This is a genomic window from Cryobacterium sp. TMT1-66-1 (assembly GCF_004403435.1).
Taxonomy (GTDB): Bacteria; Actinomycetota; Actinomycetes; order Actinomycetales; family Microbacteriaceae; genus Cryobacterium; species Cryobacterium flavum.
This window is the reverse complement of sequence record NZ_SOGP01000023.1, coordinates 426,791-445,121: the sequence shown is the minus strand read 5'-3', so window position 1 is coordinate 445,121 and position 18,331 is coordinate 426,791. Positions and strand designations below refer to the sequence as shown.

Annotated in this window: 15 protein-coding genes; 4 read left to right on the top strand and 11 right to left on the bottom strand. The window is 64.0% G+C overall.

Annotation, left to right across the window (positions count from 1 at the left end; all coding sequences use genetic code 11):
- Positions 1 to 24: 24 nt before the first annotated feature.
- Positions 25 to 849, top strand: coding sequence for a putative RNA methyltransferase (locus E3T29_RS18465; protein ID WP_134346922.1), 825 nt, complete (start codon positions 25 to 27; stop codon positions 847 to 849).
- Between the two features lie 89 nt (positions 850 to 938).
- Here E3T29_RS18465 and E3T29_RS18460 read toward each other — a convergent pair whose 3' ends face one another.
- From E3T29_RS18460 to E3T29_RS18440, 5 genes are all read right to left on the bottom strand, one after another.
- Positions 939 to 1,361: a cytochrome c oxidase subunit 4 gene (locus E3T29_RS18460; RefSeq protein WP_134346921.1), complete on the bottom strand. Its 423-nt coding sequence runs from the start codon at positions 1,359 to 1,361 to the stop codon at positions 939 to 941.
- Positions 1,362 to 3,092: a cytochrome c oxidase subunit I gene (gene ctaD / locus E3T29_RS18455; protein ID WP_134346920.1), complete on the bottom strand. Its 1,731-nt coding sequence runs from the start codon at positions 3,090 to 3,092 to the stop codon at positions 1,362 to 1,364.
- A gap of 3 nt (positions 3,093 to 3,095) precedes the next feature.
- Entirely contained in the window at positions 3,096 to 3,986 is an 891-nt protein-coding gene (gene coxB, locus E3T29_RS18450; protein ID WP_134346919.1) for a cytochrome c oxidase subunit II, read from the bottom strand.
- A gap of 228 nt (positions 3,987 to 4,214) precedes the next feature.
- Positions 4,215 to 4,595: an iron-sulfur cluster assembly accessory protein gene (locus tag E3T29_RS18445; protein ID WP_134346964.1), complete on the bottom strand. Its 381-nt coding sequence runs from the start codon at positions 4,593 to 4,595 to the stop codon at positions 4,215 to 4,217.
- Between the two features lie 158 nt (positions 4,596 to 4,753).
- Positions 4,754 to 6,241, bottom strand: a complete 1,488-nt coding sequence (locus tag E3T29_RS18440; RefSeq protein ID WP_134346918.1) for a dipeptidase — start codon at positions 6,239 to 6,241, stop codon at positions 4,754 to 4,756.
- Between the two features lie 38 nt (positions 6,242 to 6,279).
- On the opposite strand from E3T29_RS18440, the gene E3T29_RS18435 reads away from it, so the two are divergent.
- On the top strand, positions 6,280 to 6,873 hold the full coding sequence (locus E3T29_RS18435) for a DUF3043 domain-containing protein (RefSeq protein ID WP_092340179.1): 594 nt from the start codon (positions 6,280 to 6,282) through the stop codon (positions 6,871 to 6,873).
- Positions 6,874 to 6,904: 31 nt separating this feature from the next.
- On the opposite strand, the gene E3T29_RS18430 is transcribed toward E3T29_RS18435, so the two are convergent.
- Positions 6,905 to 8,065, bottom strand: a complete 1,161-nt coding sequence (locus E3T29_RS18430) for an alkaline phosphatase family protein (RefSeq protein WP_134346917.1) — start codon at positions 8,063 to 8,065, stop codon at positions 6,905 to 6,907.
- Positions 8,066 to 8,187: 122 nt separating this feature from the next.
- On the opposite strand from E3T29_RS18430, the gene E3T29_RS18425 reads away from it, so the two are divergent.
- On the top strand, positions 8,188 to 10,686 hold the full coding sequence (locus E3T29_RS18425) for a DNA topoisomerase (ATP-hydrolyzing) subunit A (protein WP_134346916.1): 2,499 nt from the start codon (positions 8,188 to 8,190) through the stop codon (positions 10,684 to 10,686).
- Positions 10,687 to 10,780: 94 nt separating this feature from the next.
- Here E3T29_RS18425 and E3T29_RS18420 read toward each other — a convergent pair whose 3' ends face one another.
- On the bottom strand, positions 10,781 to 12,859 hold the full coding sequence (locus E3T29_RS18420; protein ID WP_174776442.1) for a type IIA DNA topoisomerase subunit B: 2,079 nt from the start codon (positions 12,857 to 12,859) through the stop codon (positions 10,781 to 10,783).
- Positions 12,860 to 13,043: 184 nt separating this feature from the next.
- On the opposite strand from E3T29_RS18420, the gene E3T29_RS18415 reads away from it, so the two are divergent.
- Positions 13,044 to 13,280 (top strand): hypothetical protein, encoded by a 237-nt coding sequence (locus E3T29_RS18415; protein ID WP_134346915.1) that lies wholly within the window; start codon positions 13,044 to 13,046, stop codon positions 13,278 to 13,280.
- 119 nt (positions 13,281 to 13,399) lie between these two features.
- Here E3T29_RS18415 and E3T29_RS18410 read toward each other — a convergent pair whose 3' ends face one another.
- The 4 genes from E3T29_RS18410 to E3T29_RS18395 form a co-directional block, all read right to left on the bottom strand.
- On the bottom strand, positions 13,400 to 14,161 hold the full coding sequence (locus E3T29_RS18410; RefSeq protein ID WP_134346914.1) for a type 1 glutamine amidotransferase: 762 nt from the start codon (positions 14,159 to 14,161) through the stop codon (positions 13,400 to 13,402).
- Positions 14,158 to 15,435 (bottom strand): MurT ligase domain-containing protein, encoded by a 1,278-nt coding sequence (locus E3T29_RS18405; RefSeq protein ID WP_134346913.1) that lies wholly within the window; start codon positions 15,433 to 15,435, stop codon positions 14,158 to 14,160. The genes E3T29_RS18410 and E3T29_RS18405 overlap by 4 nt, the downstream gene beginning before the upstream one ends.
- A gap of 43 nt (positions 15,436 to 15,478) precedes the next feature.
- Entirely contained in the window at positions 15,479 to 16,783 is a 1,305-nt protein-coding gene (locus tag E3T29_RS18400; protein WP_370449197.1) for an RNA polymerase sigma factor, read from the bottom strand.
- 181 nt (positions 16,784 to 16,964) lie between these two features.
- Entirely contained in the window at positions 16,965 to 18,299 is a 1,335-nt protein-coding gene (locus E3T29_RS18395; protein ID WP_134346911.1) for a nitrate/nitrite transporter, read from the bottom strand.
- Positions 18,300 to 18,331 lie beyond the last annotated feature (32 nt).

Below are 18,331 nucleotides of genomic sequence, written 5' to 3'. Positions count from 1 at the left end.
AGAAATCAAACAGAACGGGCATCGATGTCACTCCAGACGTTATCGGAGTGGCTTCGGTGCCCGAACTGTTTTCTCCCCCTGCATCCCCGCGGCGAACTCATGCTGGCCTGTGAACGGGGTCATTCCTTCGACGTGAATAAAAGGGGGTTCGTCAACCTGCTCACCGGCCCACGCAAATTCATCGGCGATAGCGCGGCCATGCTGGAGGCCAGGGACCGATTCCTTCGCGCCGGGTGGTACGAACCACTGCGAGACGCCATCCACACTGTCGTCGCCGGTGAGTCCCCCCGGCGGCTTCTCGACGTTGGTTGCGGGACCGGCTACTACCTGGGCGCAGCGCTGCCCGCGGGAGCCGACGTGCGAGCGCTGGGAATGGACCTCTCCCCCACTGCCGTGAGTCGCAGCATCCGCTCGCACGATCGCGTTGACGGGCTGGTGGCGGATGTCTGGTCGCCCCTTCCCATTCGCGCCGGCGCCGCCGACGTGATTCTGAACGTGTTCGCACCGCGCAACGGTGCGGAATTCCAACGCATTCTGCGGCCCGACGGTCTACTGCTCGTCGTAGTGCCGCAGCCGACGCACCTGCGTCAGCTTCGGGAGTCGGGGCTGGCCGTAGAGATGCAAGCCGGCAAAGCCGCTCATTTGACGACGCGCCTGGCCGCCTGGTTCCGCCTCGAGCGTCACGACCAACTCGACCGCACCGTGCACCTGTCACCATTCGAGGTGGCATCGCTCATCGGAATGGGACCGTCCTCGCACCATTCCCGCTCTTCCGCCGACGAGGACAGCACGGGTCTCGACCAACTCGTGACGGTTGCCTTCGATATCTTCGGCTTTCGGCGTCGATAGCAGGCCGCTGGATGCCCCGGCGAAACGGGCACGTTAAACGACAATACCGACCACCCATGAGGGAGATCGGTATCGTCCGCGTAGTGTGCTTAGCGGGCGAACAAGCCCCGGTAGTACTCGTAGACCCATCCGGTCAGGGCCACCAGGCCGAGCCCCAGTCCGATGAAGCAGATCCAGATTCCGACTGCGAGCCCGAGAAAGAGCAGCGCTGTGGATGCGGCCAGGAAGATCGGCCACCAGCTCCACGGGCTGAAAAAGCCCATCTCCGGGTCACCGTCATCGATGTTGCCATCCAGACGGTCTTCGGGCAGTTCCCCGCCCTGGGCGGCATGGACCTTGTCCAGGTAGAAGGCGATGAACGCTACCAGCAAGGTTGACAACCCCAGCGTGAACGTTCCCGCCCATTCCACTCTTCCGTGGGCTGGGTCGAGCAGGCTCCACGCCACGTAGACGACCGTGACGATTCCGAAGAAGGCGGTGAGGACCCAAAGGATGTTGACGTTGGTCTTCATTTATTTGACCTGATTCGAATCGATGTCGTAGACCGCGGCGTCGGGCGCATCCTTGCCAGGGCCGATGCCGACGGGCAGGCCGGCCTCGGGGTGGTTCAGGTCGAAGGCCGGACGCTCGGAACGGATACGGGGAATAGAAGTGAAGTTGTGGCGCGGCGGCGGGCACGAGGTGGCCCACTCCAGCGACGAACCGTAACCCCACGGGTCGTTCACGGTCACCAGCGGAGCCTTGCGGGCCGTGATGTAAACGTTGAGGAAGAACGGAATCATCGACACGGCCAGGATCATGGCGCCAATCGTCGATACCTGGTTCATCCAGGTGAACCCGTCTTCAGGTGCGTAGGTCGCGTACCGGCGAGGCATGCCCATGACACCGAGCCAGTGCTGGATCAGGAAGGTGGTGTGGAAGCCGATGAAAAGCAACCAGAAGTGCCATTTCCCAAGGCTCTCGTTGAGCATCTTGCCGGTCCACTTCGGCCACCAGAAGTAGAACCCGCTGAACATTGCGAACACCACCGTACCGAAGACCACGTAGTGGAAGTGGGCGACAACAAAGTAGGTATCAGACACGTGGAAGTCGAGCGGCGGCGAAGCCAAGATGACGCCGGTCAAGCCGCCGAAAGTAAACGTGACGAGAAAGCCGATGGCCCAGATCATGGGGGTCTCGAAGGTGATCGACCCTCGCCACATGGTGCCGATCCAGTTGAAGATCTTCACCCCGGTGGGTACCGCGATGAGCATCGTCATGAGCGAGAAGAACGGGAGCAGAACCGAGCCTGTGACGTACATGTGGTGCGCCCAGACGGAGACGGACAGCGCGGCGATCGAGATGGTCGCGTAGATCAGCGTCTTGTACCCGAACATTGGTTTGCGGCTGAAGACCGGGAACACTTCAGAGACGATGCCAAAGAACGGCAACGCGATGATATACACCTCGGGATGGCCGAAGAACCAGAACAAGTGTTGCCACAGGATGGCACCACCGTTGGCCGGATCATAGATGTGCGAACCGAATATGCGGTCGGAGGCTGCGGCGAGCATCGCTGCAGCGAGCACCGGGAAGACCATGAGCGCGAGGAGCGACGTGATGAGAGAGTTCCAGGTGAAGACCGGCATGCGCCACATCGTCATACCCGGGGCACGCATCGTGATGATGGTGGTGATGAAGTTCACGGAGCCGAGAATTGTCCCGAAACCGGAGAGACCCAAACCAACCATCCACAGGTTGCCGCCGACACCCGGCGAGAACGTCGTGCTGGCCAGGGGCTGATAGGCGAACCAGCCGAAGGATGCCGCCCCCTGCGGGGTGAGGAACCCGGCGACGGCGATGAGGCTGCCGAAGTTGAAGAACCAGTACGCGAGTGCGTTCAGGCGCGGGAACGCGACGTCAGGGGCGCCGATCTGCAGCGGAACCAGAAAGTTCGCGAAGCCGAAGAAGAGCGGCGTCGCGAACATCAAAAGCATGATCGTGCCGTGCATCGTGAACAGTTGGTTGTACTGTTCCTTCGTTTGCACGACGTCAAGGCCGGGGGCGAACAGCTGTGCGCGAATGATCAGCGCCATGACGCCGCCGAGGCAAAAGTAGATGAACGAGGTGATCAGGTACATATACCCGATCACCTTGTGGTCGGTGGAGGTGATCCACCGAACAAGGACGTTGCCCTTGCGCTCCGCCGACGTGGAGACCGGCGCGGTCGGGCGAGACTCCACTGGTGCGATGGTCGTAGTCATGGCTTAGTTGCCCTCCGGAGCCGTCGGGGCACTGGTGCCCGGCTGATTCTGATTGCGATCGAACTGATTGTCGAGCTGACCGACGTTACCCGCGGTGCGCAGGGACCCGATGTACGTGTCGTAGTCAGCCTGGGAGACGACCTTGACGTTGAAGAGCATGAGGGAGTGGTATTCGCCGCAGAGTTCAGCACACTTGCCCGCATAGGTTCCGATGCGCTGGGGGGTGACCGACATGTAGTTGGTCTTGCCGGGAATGACGTCTTTCTTGTACAGGAAGTCGATAACCCAGAACGAGTGGATGACGTCCCGAGATTCCAGTGCTATCTCAATGGTCTTGTCGACCGGGAGTACCAGCACGGGAAGCTCGGACTGGTTGATCGCGCCGGTTTCACCGTTGGGATCAAGCTGGCCCTGGATTCCGGGCGAGTACACGTCTTCGTCGACGTAGTTGAAGTCCCAGGCCCACTGCTTGGCCTGAACTTCAATCGTCACATCGGGATTGTCGTAGCGTGTCTCGATGGCGATCTGGTCGCGCACGGTGAAGGCGAAGAAGCCGACGACGAGAATGAGCGGCACGATGGTGTAGAAGATCTCGATCGGCATGTTGTACCGAAGCTGAACCGGAAGCCCGGTCTGGCCCTTTCGTCGACGATAAACGACGATCGTCCAGATGATGAGGCCCCAGGTGATGAGGCCCACGACCAGGAGCACGATCCACGAGGTGGTCCAGAGACCCGCAATGCGATCGGTCTGATTGGTCACCGCCGTCTCGCCCTCTTCTTCAAAGCCGGGCAGGAAACCATGAAGCTGGGCTTGCGTGCATCCGGCCAGTACAACGGCTAACGTCGCTGCGAGCGGAATGGCAGCCCAACGAAGGCGGTGATTATTGCGCACCGGGGACCTTTCGGGAGATTCGAGGACGCTTCTCAGGAAGCGTTTTGTTCGATTCCTAGCCTACTCCGCGAGAGTGCACACGAAGTGCACTCCGGGTCGGGTCGCACACGATTTATGCGCGTGGAACCCTGTTGATGGAGCATTTCCGGGCGAATCCGGTGCAGATTGGGCAGAAAAAAAACGGGGACACCATCAAAATGATGATGTCCCCGCTGGTGGAACTTTTTTTTAGTGGAAGGAATCCCCGCAGGCGCAGCTGCCGCCGGCGTTCGGGTTGTCGATGGTAAAACCCTGCTTCTCAATCGTGTCTTCGAAGTTGATCGAGGCGCCGTCGAGATAGGGAACGCTCATCTTGTCGATAACGACCTCGACACCGTCGAAATCGACGAGCGCATCCCCGTCGAGTACGCGTTCGTCGAAGTAGAGCTGGTAGACGAGGCCGGAGCAGCCGCCGGGCTGCACGGCAACGCGCAGACGCAGGTCTTCGCGACCTTCCTGAGTCAACAGGCTGCGGACCTTGAGCGCGGCTGCGTCGGTGAGTCCGACGCCGTGTGCAGCGTGTGCGGTGTCAGTAGGCGCGGTGTCAGCAACGCTGACGGTTTCTGTCATGGTGTCGGTCATGCTTCTCCTCGGTTCACGCAGTCACGCTCAGTGCGGTCTCATAGATGACGATGTCATAAAGTCTACCTTCGACAACCAGAAAGTCGACGCGGGCATTCCCACGCTCTCACATTTCTTTGGCCGTCGGCAGTTGACCCGGTGTTTGTTCAGTGTCCGTTGCGTTCGTTCAGGCTTCCGAGCAGGAATGCCTCGCTGAGTACGGCGCGTTTAAACACGCCGAGGTGCAAAGACTCATTTGGGCTGTGGGCCCGAGAGTCAGGGTCTTCCACTCCGGTCACCAGGATCTGAGCTGTCGGAAAGACCCGCACCAGCTCGGCAATGAACGGGATCGACCCCCCGACGCCGATGTCGACGGGGGGAACGCCCCAGGCAGCCGTCATGGCGGAACGAGCTTCGGTCACTGCCCAGCCGCTGGTATCGACGAGGAAGGGCTCGCCGGTATCCACATCGTCGATCTCGAGAACCGCGCCGAACGGCGCGTGCTCGTGCAGGTGCGCCTCGATGGCTGCGGCGGCTTCCACCGCGGACTGGCCGGGAGCGATGCGAGTGCTGAGCCGAACCGTCACCGCGGGGGTAAGAGTGTTGGAAGCGTTGTCGACGGTGGGTGCGTCAATTCCGGTCACGGTGAGGGCTGGTTGCGACCAGATCCGGCTCAGGATCGATCCGTGGCCGATCGGGCTGACGCCGGGCAGCAGGCCGGTTTCTGCGCGTAGCTGTTCCTCTGAATAGTCCGGTGTGGGAACGTCAATGGCGGTGAGGCCGTCGACGGCCACCGACCCGTCTTCGTTGTACAACGTTGACAGCAATTTGATGGTGGCGAGCATCGCATCGGGGACGGCTCCACCGAACATACCCGAGTGTGAAGCGTGGGCGAGCGTGCGCACGGTCAACCGAAGCGTCACGTTTCCGCGCAGGGCCGTGGTTATTGCCGGCGTGTTGATGTCCCAGTTGTTGGAGTCGGCTACCACGATGACATCTCCGCGCAGAGCCTCGCGGTTCTCGTCGAGGAACGTGGCGAAGGAGCGGCTGCCGAATTCTTCCTCGCCCTCGATGAACAGCGCGATTCCCAGATCGAAATCGGTGCCGACGGTCGCAACGAGAGCGCGGATGGACGCGACGTGCGCCATGACGCCAGCCTTATCGTCGGCAGCTCCCCGCCCATAGAGTCGGTCGCCGCGCACGGTGGGCGTGAACGGATCGGACTCCCAATCCTCGTCCTGGCCGGGAGGCTGCACGTCGTGGTGCGCATAGAGCAGGACGGTCGGTCGTCCGTTGCGCGCCGCGCGCGACGCCAGAATCGCTGGCTGCCCGAGTTCGGCAGCGCCGCCCGAGTTGCTGGGAGCAATGGCGGCCTGCACGATGTCGACCGACTCGAACACGTCAAGCCCGCGTACCAGCGCGGCGACGGCGTCTGCACTCGCGGCGACGTGCGAACGATCGAAGGCCGCCCAGGACACCGACGGGATGCGCACCAGCGCGCACAGGTCGGCGATCGTGCTGGGGAGACCCCGTTCGACCGCGCCCCGGAGGCCGGCCTGGGTGACCGAATCGGCGGCTGAATTGTCGCCGGAATTGGCGGCAGCGTCGGGCGTTCGGGAAGTGGAATGGGAATTCGTCTGTGGGTTACCAGTCATACCGGTAATCTTAAGGCACCCAATTGCAAGGATTTGATGTGGCCAAGCCTCCCGTAAACCCCGACGCCCAGCCGTCGATTGAAAGTTCCGACGAGACCGCAGCGCGCCTCGGTCTCTCGCACACAGCAGGCAAGGGTCAGGCAACCCCGACCCGCAAAAAGCAGGAAGCGGCCAACAAGCGCCCGCTGGTTCCGGATGACCGCAAACTCGCAGCCAAGCAGGCGCGCGCCAAGTCGACCGCCGCGCGCGACGTCGCGCGTGCCGGAATGGCTGCCGGTGTGGACAAGTACCTGCCGCTGCGGGAACGCGGCTTGCAGAAACGCTACGCCCGCGACTACGTTGATGCCCGGTTCAACGTCGGGGAGCTGATGATCCCGATCATGTTCCTGGTCATCCTCCTCACCACGATCCCGAGCATCTCGAGCTACTCGATCATCGCCCTGTGGGCGTTCTTCATCTTCGCTGTCGTCGACTGCGTCGTACTCGGCTTCGTACTCACTAAGAAGATCGAGGCCAAGTTCGGTTCTGACAAGGCTGAACGCGTGCGTTGGTACGCGGCCATGCGCGCGCTCCAGCTGCGGCCGATGCGGCTGCCCAAGCCGCAGGTGAAGCGCCGCCAGTACCCGGTTTAGCACCGGGTACTCCGCGGGCGGCTTCGGCGGGTTACCGCGCGAAGGCGCCCGCTCGGATCAGCGGCACACGCACTTCCTCATCGGTGAGGGAACCGTGCTGTCCGATCATGCCGCGTGCCTTCTGGTTCGCCGGGCGGGAGTCGTAATACGCGATGGACTTGCGCGCGGCGACCAGCACGTCGCCGATGCGCGGCAACACCTCGTCGGCTACCCGGCCGTACAGGCCGGCCGCCACGGCTTCATCGCGGGTGTAGACCCAGGCGCGGTCCCCCTGAGACGCCCGCCAGGCATCCGCCAGCGTGTCGGCGGCGTTCGAGTCGGACCCGGCCGCTGACCACTGCGGCTCGAGGTAGAGCTGCACGCAGCGCGGGTCCCCCGCAATGTGGCGCACGCCGGCCACGAGCGCTGGCTCGGTGTCAAAGAGCACGTGTTTGGTACTCGGCACGTCGATCACACCGTGGTCGGCGGTGAGCAGCAGGCCCTCGTCGGAGCGCAGAGTGGCAGCGAACCGGGTCACCTCGGAGTCAAGATTCTCCAGCTGGGCCAGCCACCGATCAGACTCCCACCCGTGCGCGTGCGCTGCCACGTCGAGCTCGGCCACGTAGAGGTAGATCAGGGCGGTTGGATTTTCATTCAGGATGCTCCGAGTGGCGGCAAAACGATCGGCCACCTTCTCGGCCGGCACGTACTGGGCGCCGCGCAGTACCGCCTGGGTGAAGCCGGAGGCCACGAATCGTTTGGGACCAATGGCGAAGCTCGGCACGTTGTCATCGGCGGCCAGGTCGAAGACGGTACGGGCCCGCTGCCAAGTGGCCGGCTGCATGCCGTCATCCCAGCCGGTGAGCTGATTCACGACGCGGTCGTTGGCCCCGTCGAGCACCTGGTAGCCGACCAGTCCGTGCTGGCCAGGTTCCACGCCGGTGGTGAGCGTCGCGATTCCCGCGGCCGTCGTGGCCGGGAAGACTCCGTCGATGATGCTCGATTTGTTGAGCCGGGACGACAGGAATCGTGCGTGCCCGGCGCGTGCCCGGATCGAGCTGACGCCGAGCCCATCGGCCAGAATCACGACCGCCTTGCGCACTGCGGGCAGGCCCAGCGGGTTCGGCCGGGCGCAGACGGCGTCGAGGGAACTGGTGAGAACATCGGCAAGGCGCAGAGCACTGAATTGGCGGGCCGGTAGCATGGGGGGCATCGGGTCTCATTCTTTCACAGGGACGAACCCGAGCCCTCCAGCGCTCCCGAGAGCGCTCCCTACGCAGTGCAGCGGTGACCGTTCGATCGGTTGCCGTGGCACGCTTGAAGCAGAATTTTTCAATGAGCCGCTCAGACAGCACCGCACCAGCCGCCAGCACAGCCAGCACAGCCAGCACCGAGCGCATCGAAGACGTCGATGTATCGGTGGAGATGCAGGGGTCGTTCCTCGAGTACGCCTACTCGGTGATCTACTCCCGGGCTCTGCCCGACGCCCGCGACGGTCTCAAACCGGTGCAGCGTCGCATCCTGTATCAGATGAGCGAAATGGGATTGCGCCCCGACAAGGGCCACGTGAAGAGCGCCCGGGTTGTGGGCGAGGTGATGGGGAAGCTGCATCCGCACGGCGATACCGCGATCTACGACGCCCTGGTGCGCATGGCCCAGTCGTTCTCCCTGCGGGTTCCGCTCATCGACGGGCACGGCAACTTCGGCTCGCTCGACGATGGGCCGGCCGCGCCCCGCTACACCGAAGCCCGCCTGGCCGCGCCCGCTCTCGCAATGACCGAGAACCTCGACGAAGACGTCGTCGACTTCGTGCCGAACTACGACAACCAGCTCACCCAGCCCGACGTGCTGCCGGCCGCCTACCCCAACCTGCTCGTCAACGGCACGAGCGGCATCGCCGTCGGGATGGCCACCAACATGGCGCCGCACAACCTGATCGAGGTCGTCGGGGCCGCCCGGCACCTGCTCGCCCACCCGAACGCGACACTCGACGACGTCATGGAATTCGTGCCTGGGCCGGACCTGCCGACCGGCGGCACCATCGTGGGATTGGCCGGCATCAAGGACGCATACAGTACCGGCCGCGGCAGCTTCAAGACCCGCGCCCGCGTCTCGGTCGAGGCGATCAGCGCCCGAAAAACCGGGCTCGTCGTGACCGAACTCCCCTACCTGGTCGGCCCGGAAAAGGTGATCGAGAAGATCAAGGATGGTGTCAACTCCAAGAAGCTGAGCGGCATCTCGGACGTCACCGATCTCACCGACCGCACCAAGGGACTGCGTCTGGTCATCGGTATCAAGACCGGTTTCAGTCCCGATGCCGTGCTCGAGCAGCTCTACCGGTACACCCCACTGGAAGACTCGTTCAACATCAACGCTGTCGCCCTCGTCAATGGAGCCCCGCAGACTCTTGGGCTGCTCGAACTGCTGCACGTCTACGTCAACCACCGCATCGAGGTCGTCACCCGTCGCTCGGCCTATCGACTGGCCCGGCGCAAGGAACGCCTGCACCTCGTGCTTGGCCTGTTGGTGGCGATCCTTGACATCGACGAGGTGATCCAGGTGATTCGCGCGAGCGACGACACCGAGCAGGCCCGCGCCAAACTGATCGACGTGTTCGACCTCAGCCAGATTCAGGCCGAATACATTCTCGAACTGCGGCTGCGGCGCCTCACCAAATTCTCCCGCATCGAGCTCGAATCCGAACGTGACCAGTTGCTCGCTGAAATCGCGAAACTCGAGAAACTACTGTCCTCGAAAGCCACGATCCGCACCCTGGTGTCAGAGGAACTGGGCGCGGTCGCCGAGAAGTTCGGCACGCCACGTCGCACAGTCCTGACCGAGGCCAAGCCGAGCATTGCCGGCCTGTCGGTGGCTGCCGCCAAACGCCAGGCGGCCGTGCTCGAGGTGCAGGACATCCCCACCCGCGTGTTTCTGAGCGTCACCGGGCGCATCGCCCGGGTCGATCTGGTCGCTGTCGACGATTCGCTGCCGCCGCGGATCCAGCCACCACAGCGCCGCAGCAAACACGATGCCGTGCTCTCGACGCTCGACACAACCAGCCGCACCGAGGTGGGCGCGGTGACCAACCGGGGGCGGCTCATCCGCTTCTCCCCCGTCGACCTGCCTGTGATGCCGCCGACGTCCATTCAGCTCGCCGCCGGGGTGCGCGTCAGCGAATATCTGTTACTCACCGACCAAAAGGAGCGAGTGCTCGCGATCGTCTCGCTGGACTCCGACCGGGCGATCGCGCTCGGCACGCGTCAGGGCGTCGTGAAGCGGGTCACTCCCGGCGACTGGGCCAACAAACCCTCCTGGGAGATCATCGCGCTCAAGCCGAAGGACGAGGTGATCGGCGCGGTGCAGGGTGCAGAGGACGACGACCTCGTCTTCATCACGACGGATGCGCAACTGTTGCGCTTCACCGCCGCCGGTGTACGGCCGCAGGGCCGAGCAGCCGGCGGCATGGCCGGCATCAAGCTGACGACGGGGGAAACCGTCGTGTTCTTCACCAGCCTGTCAGCCGAGGACGTGGCGGCGGCCGTTGTGGCCACCGTGGCGTCAAGCAGTCAGACCCTCCCGGGCACCGACCCGGGGAGCGCGAAGCAGAGCGATTTCTCGGAGTATCCCGCCAAGGGTCGCGCCACCGGCGGTGTTCGCGCCCAGCGCTTCCTCAAGGGTGAGGACACCCTCGCCGTGGCCTGGGTCGGGCGAGCTCCGGCCCGGGCCGTCGGTCCGGACGGCACTCCCCGCACCCTGCCGGACTCCGGCTCCCGCCGGGACGCCTCCGGAGTCATGCTCGACGCGTCAATCGGAGCAATCGGCACCGAAATCTAAGCCCGCGCACCTCGTGGCACGCGTTGGAGAACGCGGCACTGGTTTGAACACGTGCCGGCTTCTCAAATACGTGCCACGAGGGCGCTGGGATGCCTCAGACGTCGATGCGATCGCGGGACAGCTTGTCGGAGCTGTCGATGATGAACTCCTTGCGCGGGGCGACGTCATTGCCCATAAGCAGCTCGAAAACCTTCCCGGCGGCTTCGGCGTCGTCGACACGCACGCGCCGCAGGGTGCGGTGGGCACGTTCCATCGTGGTGGTCGCGAGCTGGTCGGCATCCATTTCGCCGAGGCCCTTGTAGCGTTGGATCGGGTCCTGATACCGACGATTCTTCTTCTCGAGGGCGCTCAGCACCCCGTGCAGCTCGGTTTCGGAGTAGGTGTAGATGGTCTCGTTGGGCTTCGAGCCCGGGTTCATCACGACGACCCGGTGCAGCGGCGGCACGGCGGCGAAGACGCGGCCCTCGGTGATCATGGGGCGCATGTAGCGGAAGAACAGGGTGAGCAGCAGGGTACGAATGTGGGCACCGTCGACGTCGGCATCGCTCATGATGATGACTTTGCCGTAGCGCGCCGCTGACAGGTCGAAGCTGCGACCGGAGCCGGCCCCGATCACCTGGATGATCGACGCACACTCGGCGTTGGAGAGCATGTCGGCGACGGATGCCTTCTGCACGTTCAGAATCTTGCCGCGGATCGGCAATAGCGCCTGGTGCTCGCTGTCGCGGGCGAGCTTCGCCGTTCCGAGGGCCGAGTCCCCCTCCACGATGAACAGCTCGCTCGTGGACACGTCGTTACTGCGGCAGTCGACCAGCTTGGCCGGCAGCGACGAACTTTCCAGGGCGTTCTTGCGTCGCTGGGTTTCTTTATGGGCGCGGGCTGAGATGCGTGACTTCATCTCGGCGACGATCTTGTCGAGCAGCAGCGCTGACTGGGTCTTGTCATCGCGTTTCGGCGACGCATACCGCTCCGCCATGGCCTTCGCGACGACGTTGGCGACGATCGCCCGTACCGCCGGTGTGCCGAGCACCTCCTTGGTCTGGCCCTCGAACTGCGGCTCCGGCAGGCGCACCGTGAGCACGGCGGTAAGTCCGGCCATCACGTCGTCTTTGTCGACCTTGTCGCTGCCGACCTTGAGCCGGCGGGCGTTCAGTTCGACCTGGCCGCGCAGGAACTTCAGCAGTCCGGCGTCGAAACCGGCCTGGTGGGTGCCGCCCTTGGGAGTAGCGATGATATTGACGAAGCTCTGCACGATCGTGTCGTAGCCGGTGCCCCAGCGCAGGGCGATGTCCACCTGGCAGTCGCGCGTGAGCTCGGTCGGCACCATGGCACCCTTGTCGGTGAGCACCGGCACGGTCTCAGTGAAGGTGCCGTTGCCGGTGAGCCGCCAGGTATCGGTGATCGGGGCATCCGTCGCGAGGTGTTCGACGAATTCGCTGATGCCACCGTCGAACTGGAACAGGCTAGTGACGGGCTCCTCGGTGCGACGGTCGGCGACCTCGATCGCGAGGCCGGGAACGAGGAACGCGGTCTGGCGGGCTCGGTTCAACACCTCGTCGGTCTGGAACGCTGCACCCTTGGTAAAAATCTGCCGGTCAGCCCAGTAGCGGATGCGAGTGCCCGTGACGCCGCGCTTGACCTTGCCGATCACGCGCAGCTCGCTCTGGTTCTCGAATGGAGTGAACGGTGCGTCGGGGCTCTTCTCCCCCGAATCCGCGAACAGGCCAGGTTCACCGCGGTGGAACGACATGGCCCAGGTCTTGCCGTCGCGGTCAACCTCGACATCGAGACGTTCTGACAGCGCGTTGACAACGGAGGCCCCCACCCCGTGCAGACCACCCGACGCCGCATACGACCCGCTGCCGAACTTTCCGCCGGCGTGCAGTTTGGTGAAGACGACCTCGACACCGGTCAGGCCGGTCTTGGGTTCGATATCGACCGGGATTCCGCGGGCGGTGTCGCGCACCTCGACGCTCTGGTCGGGATGCAGCTCGATATTGATGCTGGCACCGTGCCCGCCCAGGGCCTCATCGACGGAGTTGTCGATGATCTCCCACAGGCAGTGCATCAGTCCACGCGAGTCGGTGGAACCGATGTACATGCCGGGGCGTTTGCGCACTGCCTCGAGTCCCTCAAGGACTGACAGGTGGCGCGCGGAATAGTCAGAGCTCACAACGACCAAGAATACCGGCCCCGACCGGGAATCTTTCGCGCTATGGAGGCACGGCGCGGCAGGCAACCCCCCACGACACGTCTACGCGGTGAGCGAAATACCGGCCAATCATCTCGTCATTGGCCCTGCGGCGTGTTTACATTAGATAAGAGGGTTCATGTAATTCAGTCTGGAGGAGGAGAATATGTCCCAGATAGCCACCGAAAATGGTGCTGTAGACAACCAGGGCACCCCCCACCAGCTCACCGCAGCCGACCGCTGCGACGCGTGCGGTGCCCAGGCTTACATCCGTGTCGTCGTGAAAAACAGTGAGCTGCTGTTCTGCGCGCACCACGGCCGCAAGCACCAGGAGAAGCTGGCAACCATTGCCGAAAGCTGGCATGACGAATCGAGCCGTCTGCTCGAAGACCAGCGCTCCTAGCGGGCTGGTAAGCATTCAAAACGGATGCCGCGCCGGCGGCTGGCTAAGGCCAGCCGCTGGCGCGGTTTTTTCGTCCCTGCGACTTTTCGGTCTGCGGAACCGCGCTCAGTCCGCAGCCCCTATTCGGCGTTCTGGCCCAGCCGCACGGCAACTTGGTTGCGGGCCGTCCGCGCGGTGTCATCGACGGACTCGGCCGTCGCGCCGCGCGCATATTCGAGATCGTGGCGGCTAAAGGCTGCCTGCAGCAGGTGGTCGGCGAGTGCGGGATTGCGAGCAAGAACGGGCCCGTGCAGGTGGGTGCAGAACACCTCACCCATGGTCAGTCCCTCAATCTGAGGTCCGCTCGCCGGAGCATCCGCGTTGCCGGTGCCGTACAGCACCCGGCCGAGCGGGCTGGCTTCAGCACCGACGTAGTCGCGGGCATGGTTTTCGAACCCGATTAGCCGCCCGTATTTTGAGGCGACGATGATGTCGTCGGTAGCGCGTGCGGCGCGTGGCACGGCGTGGCCGGCTACGAGGCCGAGTCCTTCCAGCACGCTGCCGTCGGGGAGCTCGCTCCCCCAGCTCAGCAGTTCCCACCCGGTGCCGACGGCCAGGATGGGCACGCCGGAATTGGACCAGAGGCGCAGTTCTTCCACGAGGGTACGAAGGGCGTCCCTGGCCGGCAGAAGTGCAGCATCCGTTCCCGAACCGATCGACACGGCATCCACGTGCTCGGGCAGGTCGGCCCGGGAATGCACATCGACCACCCGCGCGTCGTGGCCGCTCCACCGAACGCGCTGCGCGAGCACACGCGCATTGCCGGCATCACCGTTCGTGTTCAGCAGGCGCGGCAGCAGCGAGACGACCGTGAACGGCCGGTCCAGCGAAGTGGCAGTCATACCGGCTCCTCAGAGTTGGAGACGAGGCCGAGGTGCGCGCGGGTGCGCCGCATTCCGTCGGCGGAGAAGATGATGGTTTTCACCCCGGAGACGGGATCGGGCAGGGCCAGGAACGCGTCGAGAGCGGTCGGGACATCGGGCTCGATGCGATCGACGGTGACGTCGTCGTAGGCCAGCTGCAGGGCGATGTCGTGCGCCTTGAGCCCGGAGGCGATGAGTACGTGGCCGAGCCCGGAGGTGTCCACCGGCCAGAAGTACGACGGGTCACGCACGTCGGAGCCGATGATCACCAGAATCTGCTCGGTTCCCGGTTCAAGACTGTCCACGTTGAGCTGAAAACTCGACGGGTTTTGCACGAGCACAAACTCAACGGTCTTGCCGCCAACGGTGACGACCTCGCCGCGTCCGAAAACGGCCGGCATGGCCGACAGCGCCGTGCAGGCGATGGCCGGATCAAAACGTACGCCCAGAGTCGACTGGGCCGTGCTCAGCGCGGTCAGCGCGTCGACGGCGTAGTGGATGCCGCGAGCCGGCAAGCGGATGCTGTGAACGCCCGTGGCAAACTGCACGTCGGCGTCCAGGCCGGCCACCCGGGTGAGCTGGAGCCCGGTTCCGTTCGGCAGGCGAATCGGTGCGGTGTCGGCGTAACCGAGTCCGCGTGGATACTGAGCGAGAACCTCGGCGGTTACACCGTAGCGGGCTACCGAAACGCCGGGTTCGAGATCGTGACCGAGATCGGCCAGGTAGCTGTCGTCAGCGTTGAGTACGACCGACTCCGTAGCCCGTGCAGCGATTTTCGCCAGCAGGGCGGCGACCATTTCGGAGTCGTGGAACCGGTCGATCTGGTCAACCATGACGTTGGTCAGGGCGACGACCCGCGGAGTCAGCGAACCGGCGATGAACGCGCCGTGTCCCTCATCCATTTCAAGCACGGCAACGTCGCCGGCAATCGTGCCGGACAGGCTGACCTGTTCCAGAAGGGCGCTGGTCAGCCCCTGGCTGATGTTGGCCGTCGACTGGTTGGTGAACACGGACAGGCCGTGCGCGCGTAGAACGGCGACGAGCATCTTGGTCGTGGTTGATTTGCCACTGGACCCGGTCACGATTACCAGGCCGAGCGGAAACCCGTTCAGCGCCGCGGCCAAAAAGCTTGGGGCGATGCGGTTGACGACGACGCCGGGAATGGCCGAGCCACCGCCCGGTTTGCGCCAGCGCGCGAGCACACGAACGGCCCGACCGATGAGAATCGCGGGGGCGTACCGAAGGGAACTCACGAATCGCACAACGCAATCCGGGTGGGACCTGTCACTGTCACGTTTACTCGAGATAGTCGCGCAGGGACTGCGACCGGGACGGGTGACGAAGCTTGGCCATCGTCTTGGACTCGATCTGGCGGATGCGCTCGCGCGTGACCCCGAAGGTGTCGCCGATCTGGTCGAGCGTTTTCGGCATGCCGTCGCCGAGGCCGAAGCGCATGCGAATCACACCGGCTTCACGTTCGGACAGCGAGTCGAGCAGGCTCTCCAGCTGCTTCTGCAGCATGGTGAAACCCACGGCATCGGCGGGCACGACGGCTTCGGTGTCTTCGATGAGGTCACCGAATTCGCTGTCGCCGTCTTCACCGAGCGGGGTGTGCAGCGAGATGGGTTCGCGACCGTACTTCTGAACCTCGACGACTTTTTCGGGCGTCATGTCGAGTTCGCGGCTGAGCTCTTCAGGGGTGGGCTCGCGACCGAGGTCCTGCAGCATCTGGCGCTGCACACGGGCGAGCTTGTTGATGACCTCGACCATGTGCACCGGAATACGGATGGTGCGAGCCTGGTCGGCCATGGCCCGGGTGATGGCCTGGCGAATCCACCAGGTGGCGTAGGTGCTGAATTTGAAGCCCTTGGTGTAGTCGAATTTCTCGACCGCACGAATGAGGCCCAGGTTGCCCTCCTGGATCAGGTCGAGGAACTGCATTCCACGACCGGTGTAGCGCTTGGCGAGCGACACGACGAGCCGCAGGTTGGCACCGAGGAGGTGGCTCTTGGCCCGGGCGCCGTCCTTGGCAACCCACTGCAGCTCACGGCCGAGCGCGTTCTTCTTCTCGACATCCGTCATCTCCGACAGCTTGTCTTCGGCGAACAGGCCGGCTTCGATGCGCATCGCGAGTTCGACCTCTTCGGCCGCGTTCAGCAGGGCGACCTTACCGATCTGCTTGAGATAGTCCTTGACCGGGTCGGCCGTGGCGCCGGTGATGGCGCTGGAATAGACCGGGACCTCGTCGTCATCGTCGACCAGGGAGAGTACGAGGGCGCCGCTGGGGAGCGGCTCGGTCGATGCCGTGCGCTTGGTGCTGTCCTCGTCTGACTCGTCGTCATCGGCGTCCGCTCCACCGTCGACGTCGGCTTCGTCGTCTTTCTTGACGACCTTCGCCTTGGTCGCGCGCTTCTTCGGGGCCGGCTTCTCGGCGGCCAAACCGGCGGCCGCGGACTTCTTCGTCGCTGCGGCCTCGGCTGCTGCTGCCTTTGCGGCTGCAGCCTTGGTGACGGTCTTCTTGACCGGCGGTACTACCGGAGTCGTGACGGACTCGTCGGTTACCTCGGTCTTGACGGTGGTTGCCATTCGAACACCTCTCATGCGGAGTCGTACCTGCTTCTGTGCGACCGGTGACGGTGCCAGATGCGTTTTTGGGCAGAACTTGGACCCATGTCAAGTCCCGGGATGCTCACGCCGAAATGATTTCGGCGTGCCCCGGACCAGAACGGGTCCTAGAAATTATTATTGCACGGTTTGTCTGGACGACAAGCCACGACACGTACTACGATCGTTCGTTACGCCGTTTCCAGGCGCGTGATAGTGCAACCCAGATCGGTGCGACTTCTATTCCCTCGTCGCGAGAGAGCTGGCGTCTGGTGCGCCGCCGGGCGTGCACGAGAAAACCGATGCCGATTCCGACGACGAGGTATTGCACCGTGAATGCCACCCGAAATGCGTCGAGCGCGTACAGGTCGCTCGCTGCTCCCCCGGCCACGCGCCATCCGTTCTGCAGGTCGAGCAGCAGCCCGATCAGATACATCATGACGAAGCTCGCGGTGAAGCCACCGACGTTGACGACGCCGTTGGCCGAGCCCAGGCTGCGCTGCGGATTAAAGGTGCGCGCGAAGTCGAAGCCGATCAGCGAGCCCGGCCCGCCGATGCCGAGCACGACCAGCAGCAGCACAATGCTCCACAGCGGTGGAACGCCGGGCCAGAGCAGCACGATCGCCCACGCGATTCCGATGCCGGTCACGATACCAAGCACGATATTGCTGCGGCGCAGTGGGTAGCGTGCGGTCAGCAGGCCGAGGATCGGCCCGAACACGAGGCCGGCGCCGACCAACACGGTCAGCATTCCGGCGGCGAACGCCGGTTCGTAGCCGAGGCCGAAGACCATGAAGGGATAGCCCCAAAGCAGACTGAAGACGGTGCCGGATGACTGCGTCACGTAGTGCGACCAGAATCCGAGCTGGGTGCCCGGGCGCCGAAAACTGTGTCGCAGCTGGGTCAGCGCGATGCCAAGGCTGTTGGCACGCACGTGCTCGGTGACGTCTCTGGGGCGGTCCTGCACGAAAATGATGACCACGATCAGGGCGATTACGGCCACGGATGCCGCCGAGAGGAAGGCGGGTTTCCAGCCGCTGGTGTGGAGAAGCCAAGCCAGGGGCACCGCGGAGAGTACCTGGCCGAGTTGACCGATGTTGCCCATCCACTGGGACAGCAGGGGGACGATGCGACCGCTGAACCAGGAGCTGATCAGGCGGATCATCGAGATGAAGATGGTCGCGTCTCCGGCGCCGACCAGGATGCGGCCGATGACGGCGACCGAGATATCCGGTGCCAGCGCCAATGTCACCTGGCCGATGACCATGAGCGCCGTTCCGGTGATCATGAGCACTCGCGGCCCGTACCGATCGATCAACACCCCGACCGGAATTTGCGCGGCGGCGTAGACAACGAGCTGCACGACGGCCAGGCTCGAGAGGATGGCGGCCGAGCCGCCGAATTTCTCCGTGGCGGCTACCCCGGCGATTCCCATCGAGGTGCGCTGGAGTACGGCCGACAGGTACGCGAACGACCCGATGATAAAGATCAGGGTGGATCGACGCGAGTTCACTCGCTCTAACCTATCGCGTTCCTGACCAGCCG

Excerpts from the sequence above, each read along its gene's own strand:
- E3T29_RS18465 (WP_134346922.1), top strand. The coding sequence starts at position 25 with ATGTCACTCCAGACGTTATCGGAGTGGCTTCGGTGCCCGAACTGTTTT.
- E3T29_RS18460 (WP_134346921.1), bottom strand. The coding sequence starts at position 1,361 with ATGAAGACCAACGTCAACATCCTTTGGGTCCTCACCGCCTTCTTCGGA.
- ctaD (WP_134346920.1), bottom strand. The coding sequence starts at position 3,092 with ATGACTACGACCATCGCACCAGTGGAGTCTCGCCCGACCGCGCCGGTC.
- E3T29_RS18445 (WP_134346964.1), bottom strand. The coding sequence starts at position 4,595 with ATGACAGAAACCGTCAGCGTTGCTGACACCGCGCCTACTGACACCGCA.
- E3T29_RS18440 (WP_134346918.1), bottom strand. The coding sequence starts at position 6,241 with ATGACTGGTAACCCACAGACGAATTCCCATTCCACTTCCCGAACGCCC.
- E3T29_RS18430 (WP_134346917.1), bottom strand. The coding sequence starts at position 8,065 with ATGCCCCCCATGCTACCGGCCCGCCAATTCAGTGCTCTGCGCCTTGCC.
- E3T29_RS18425 (WP_134346916.1), top strand. The coding sequence starts at position 8,188 with ATGAGCCGCTCAGACAGCACCGCACCAGCCGCCAGCACAGCCAGCACA.
- E3T29_RS18415 (WP_134346915.1), top strand. The coding sequence starts at position 13,044 with ATGTCCCAGATAGCCACCGAAAATGGTGCTGTAGACAACCAGGGCACC.
- E3T29_RS18410 (WP_134346914.1), bottom strand. The coding sequence starts at position 14,161 with ATGACTGCCACTTCGCTGGACCGGCCGTTCACGGTCGTCTCGCTGCTG.
- E3T29_RS18400 (WP_370449197.1), bottom strand. The coding sequence starts at position 16,783 with ATGAGAGGTGTTCGAATGGCAACCACCGTCAAGACCGAGGTAACCGAC.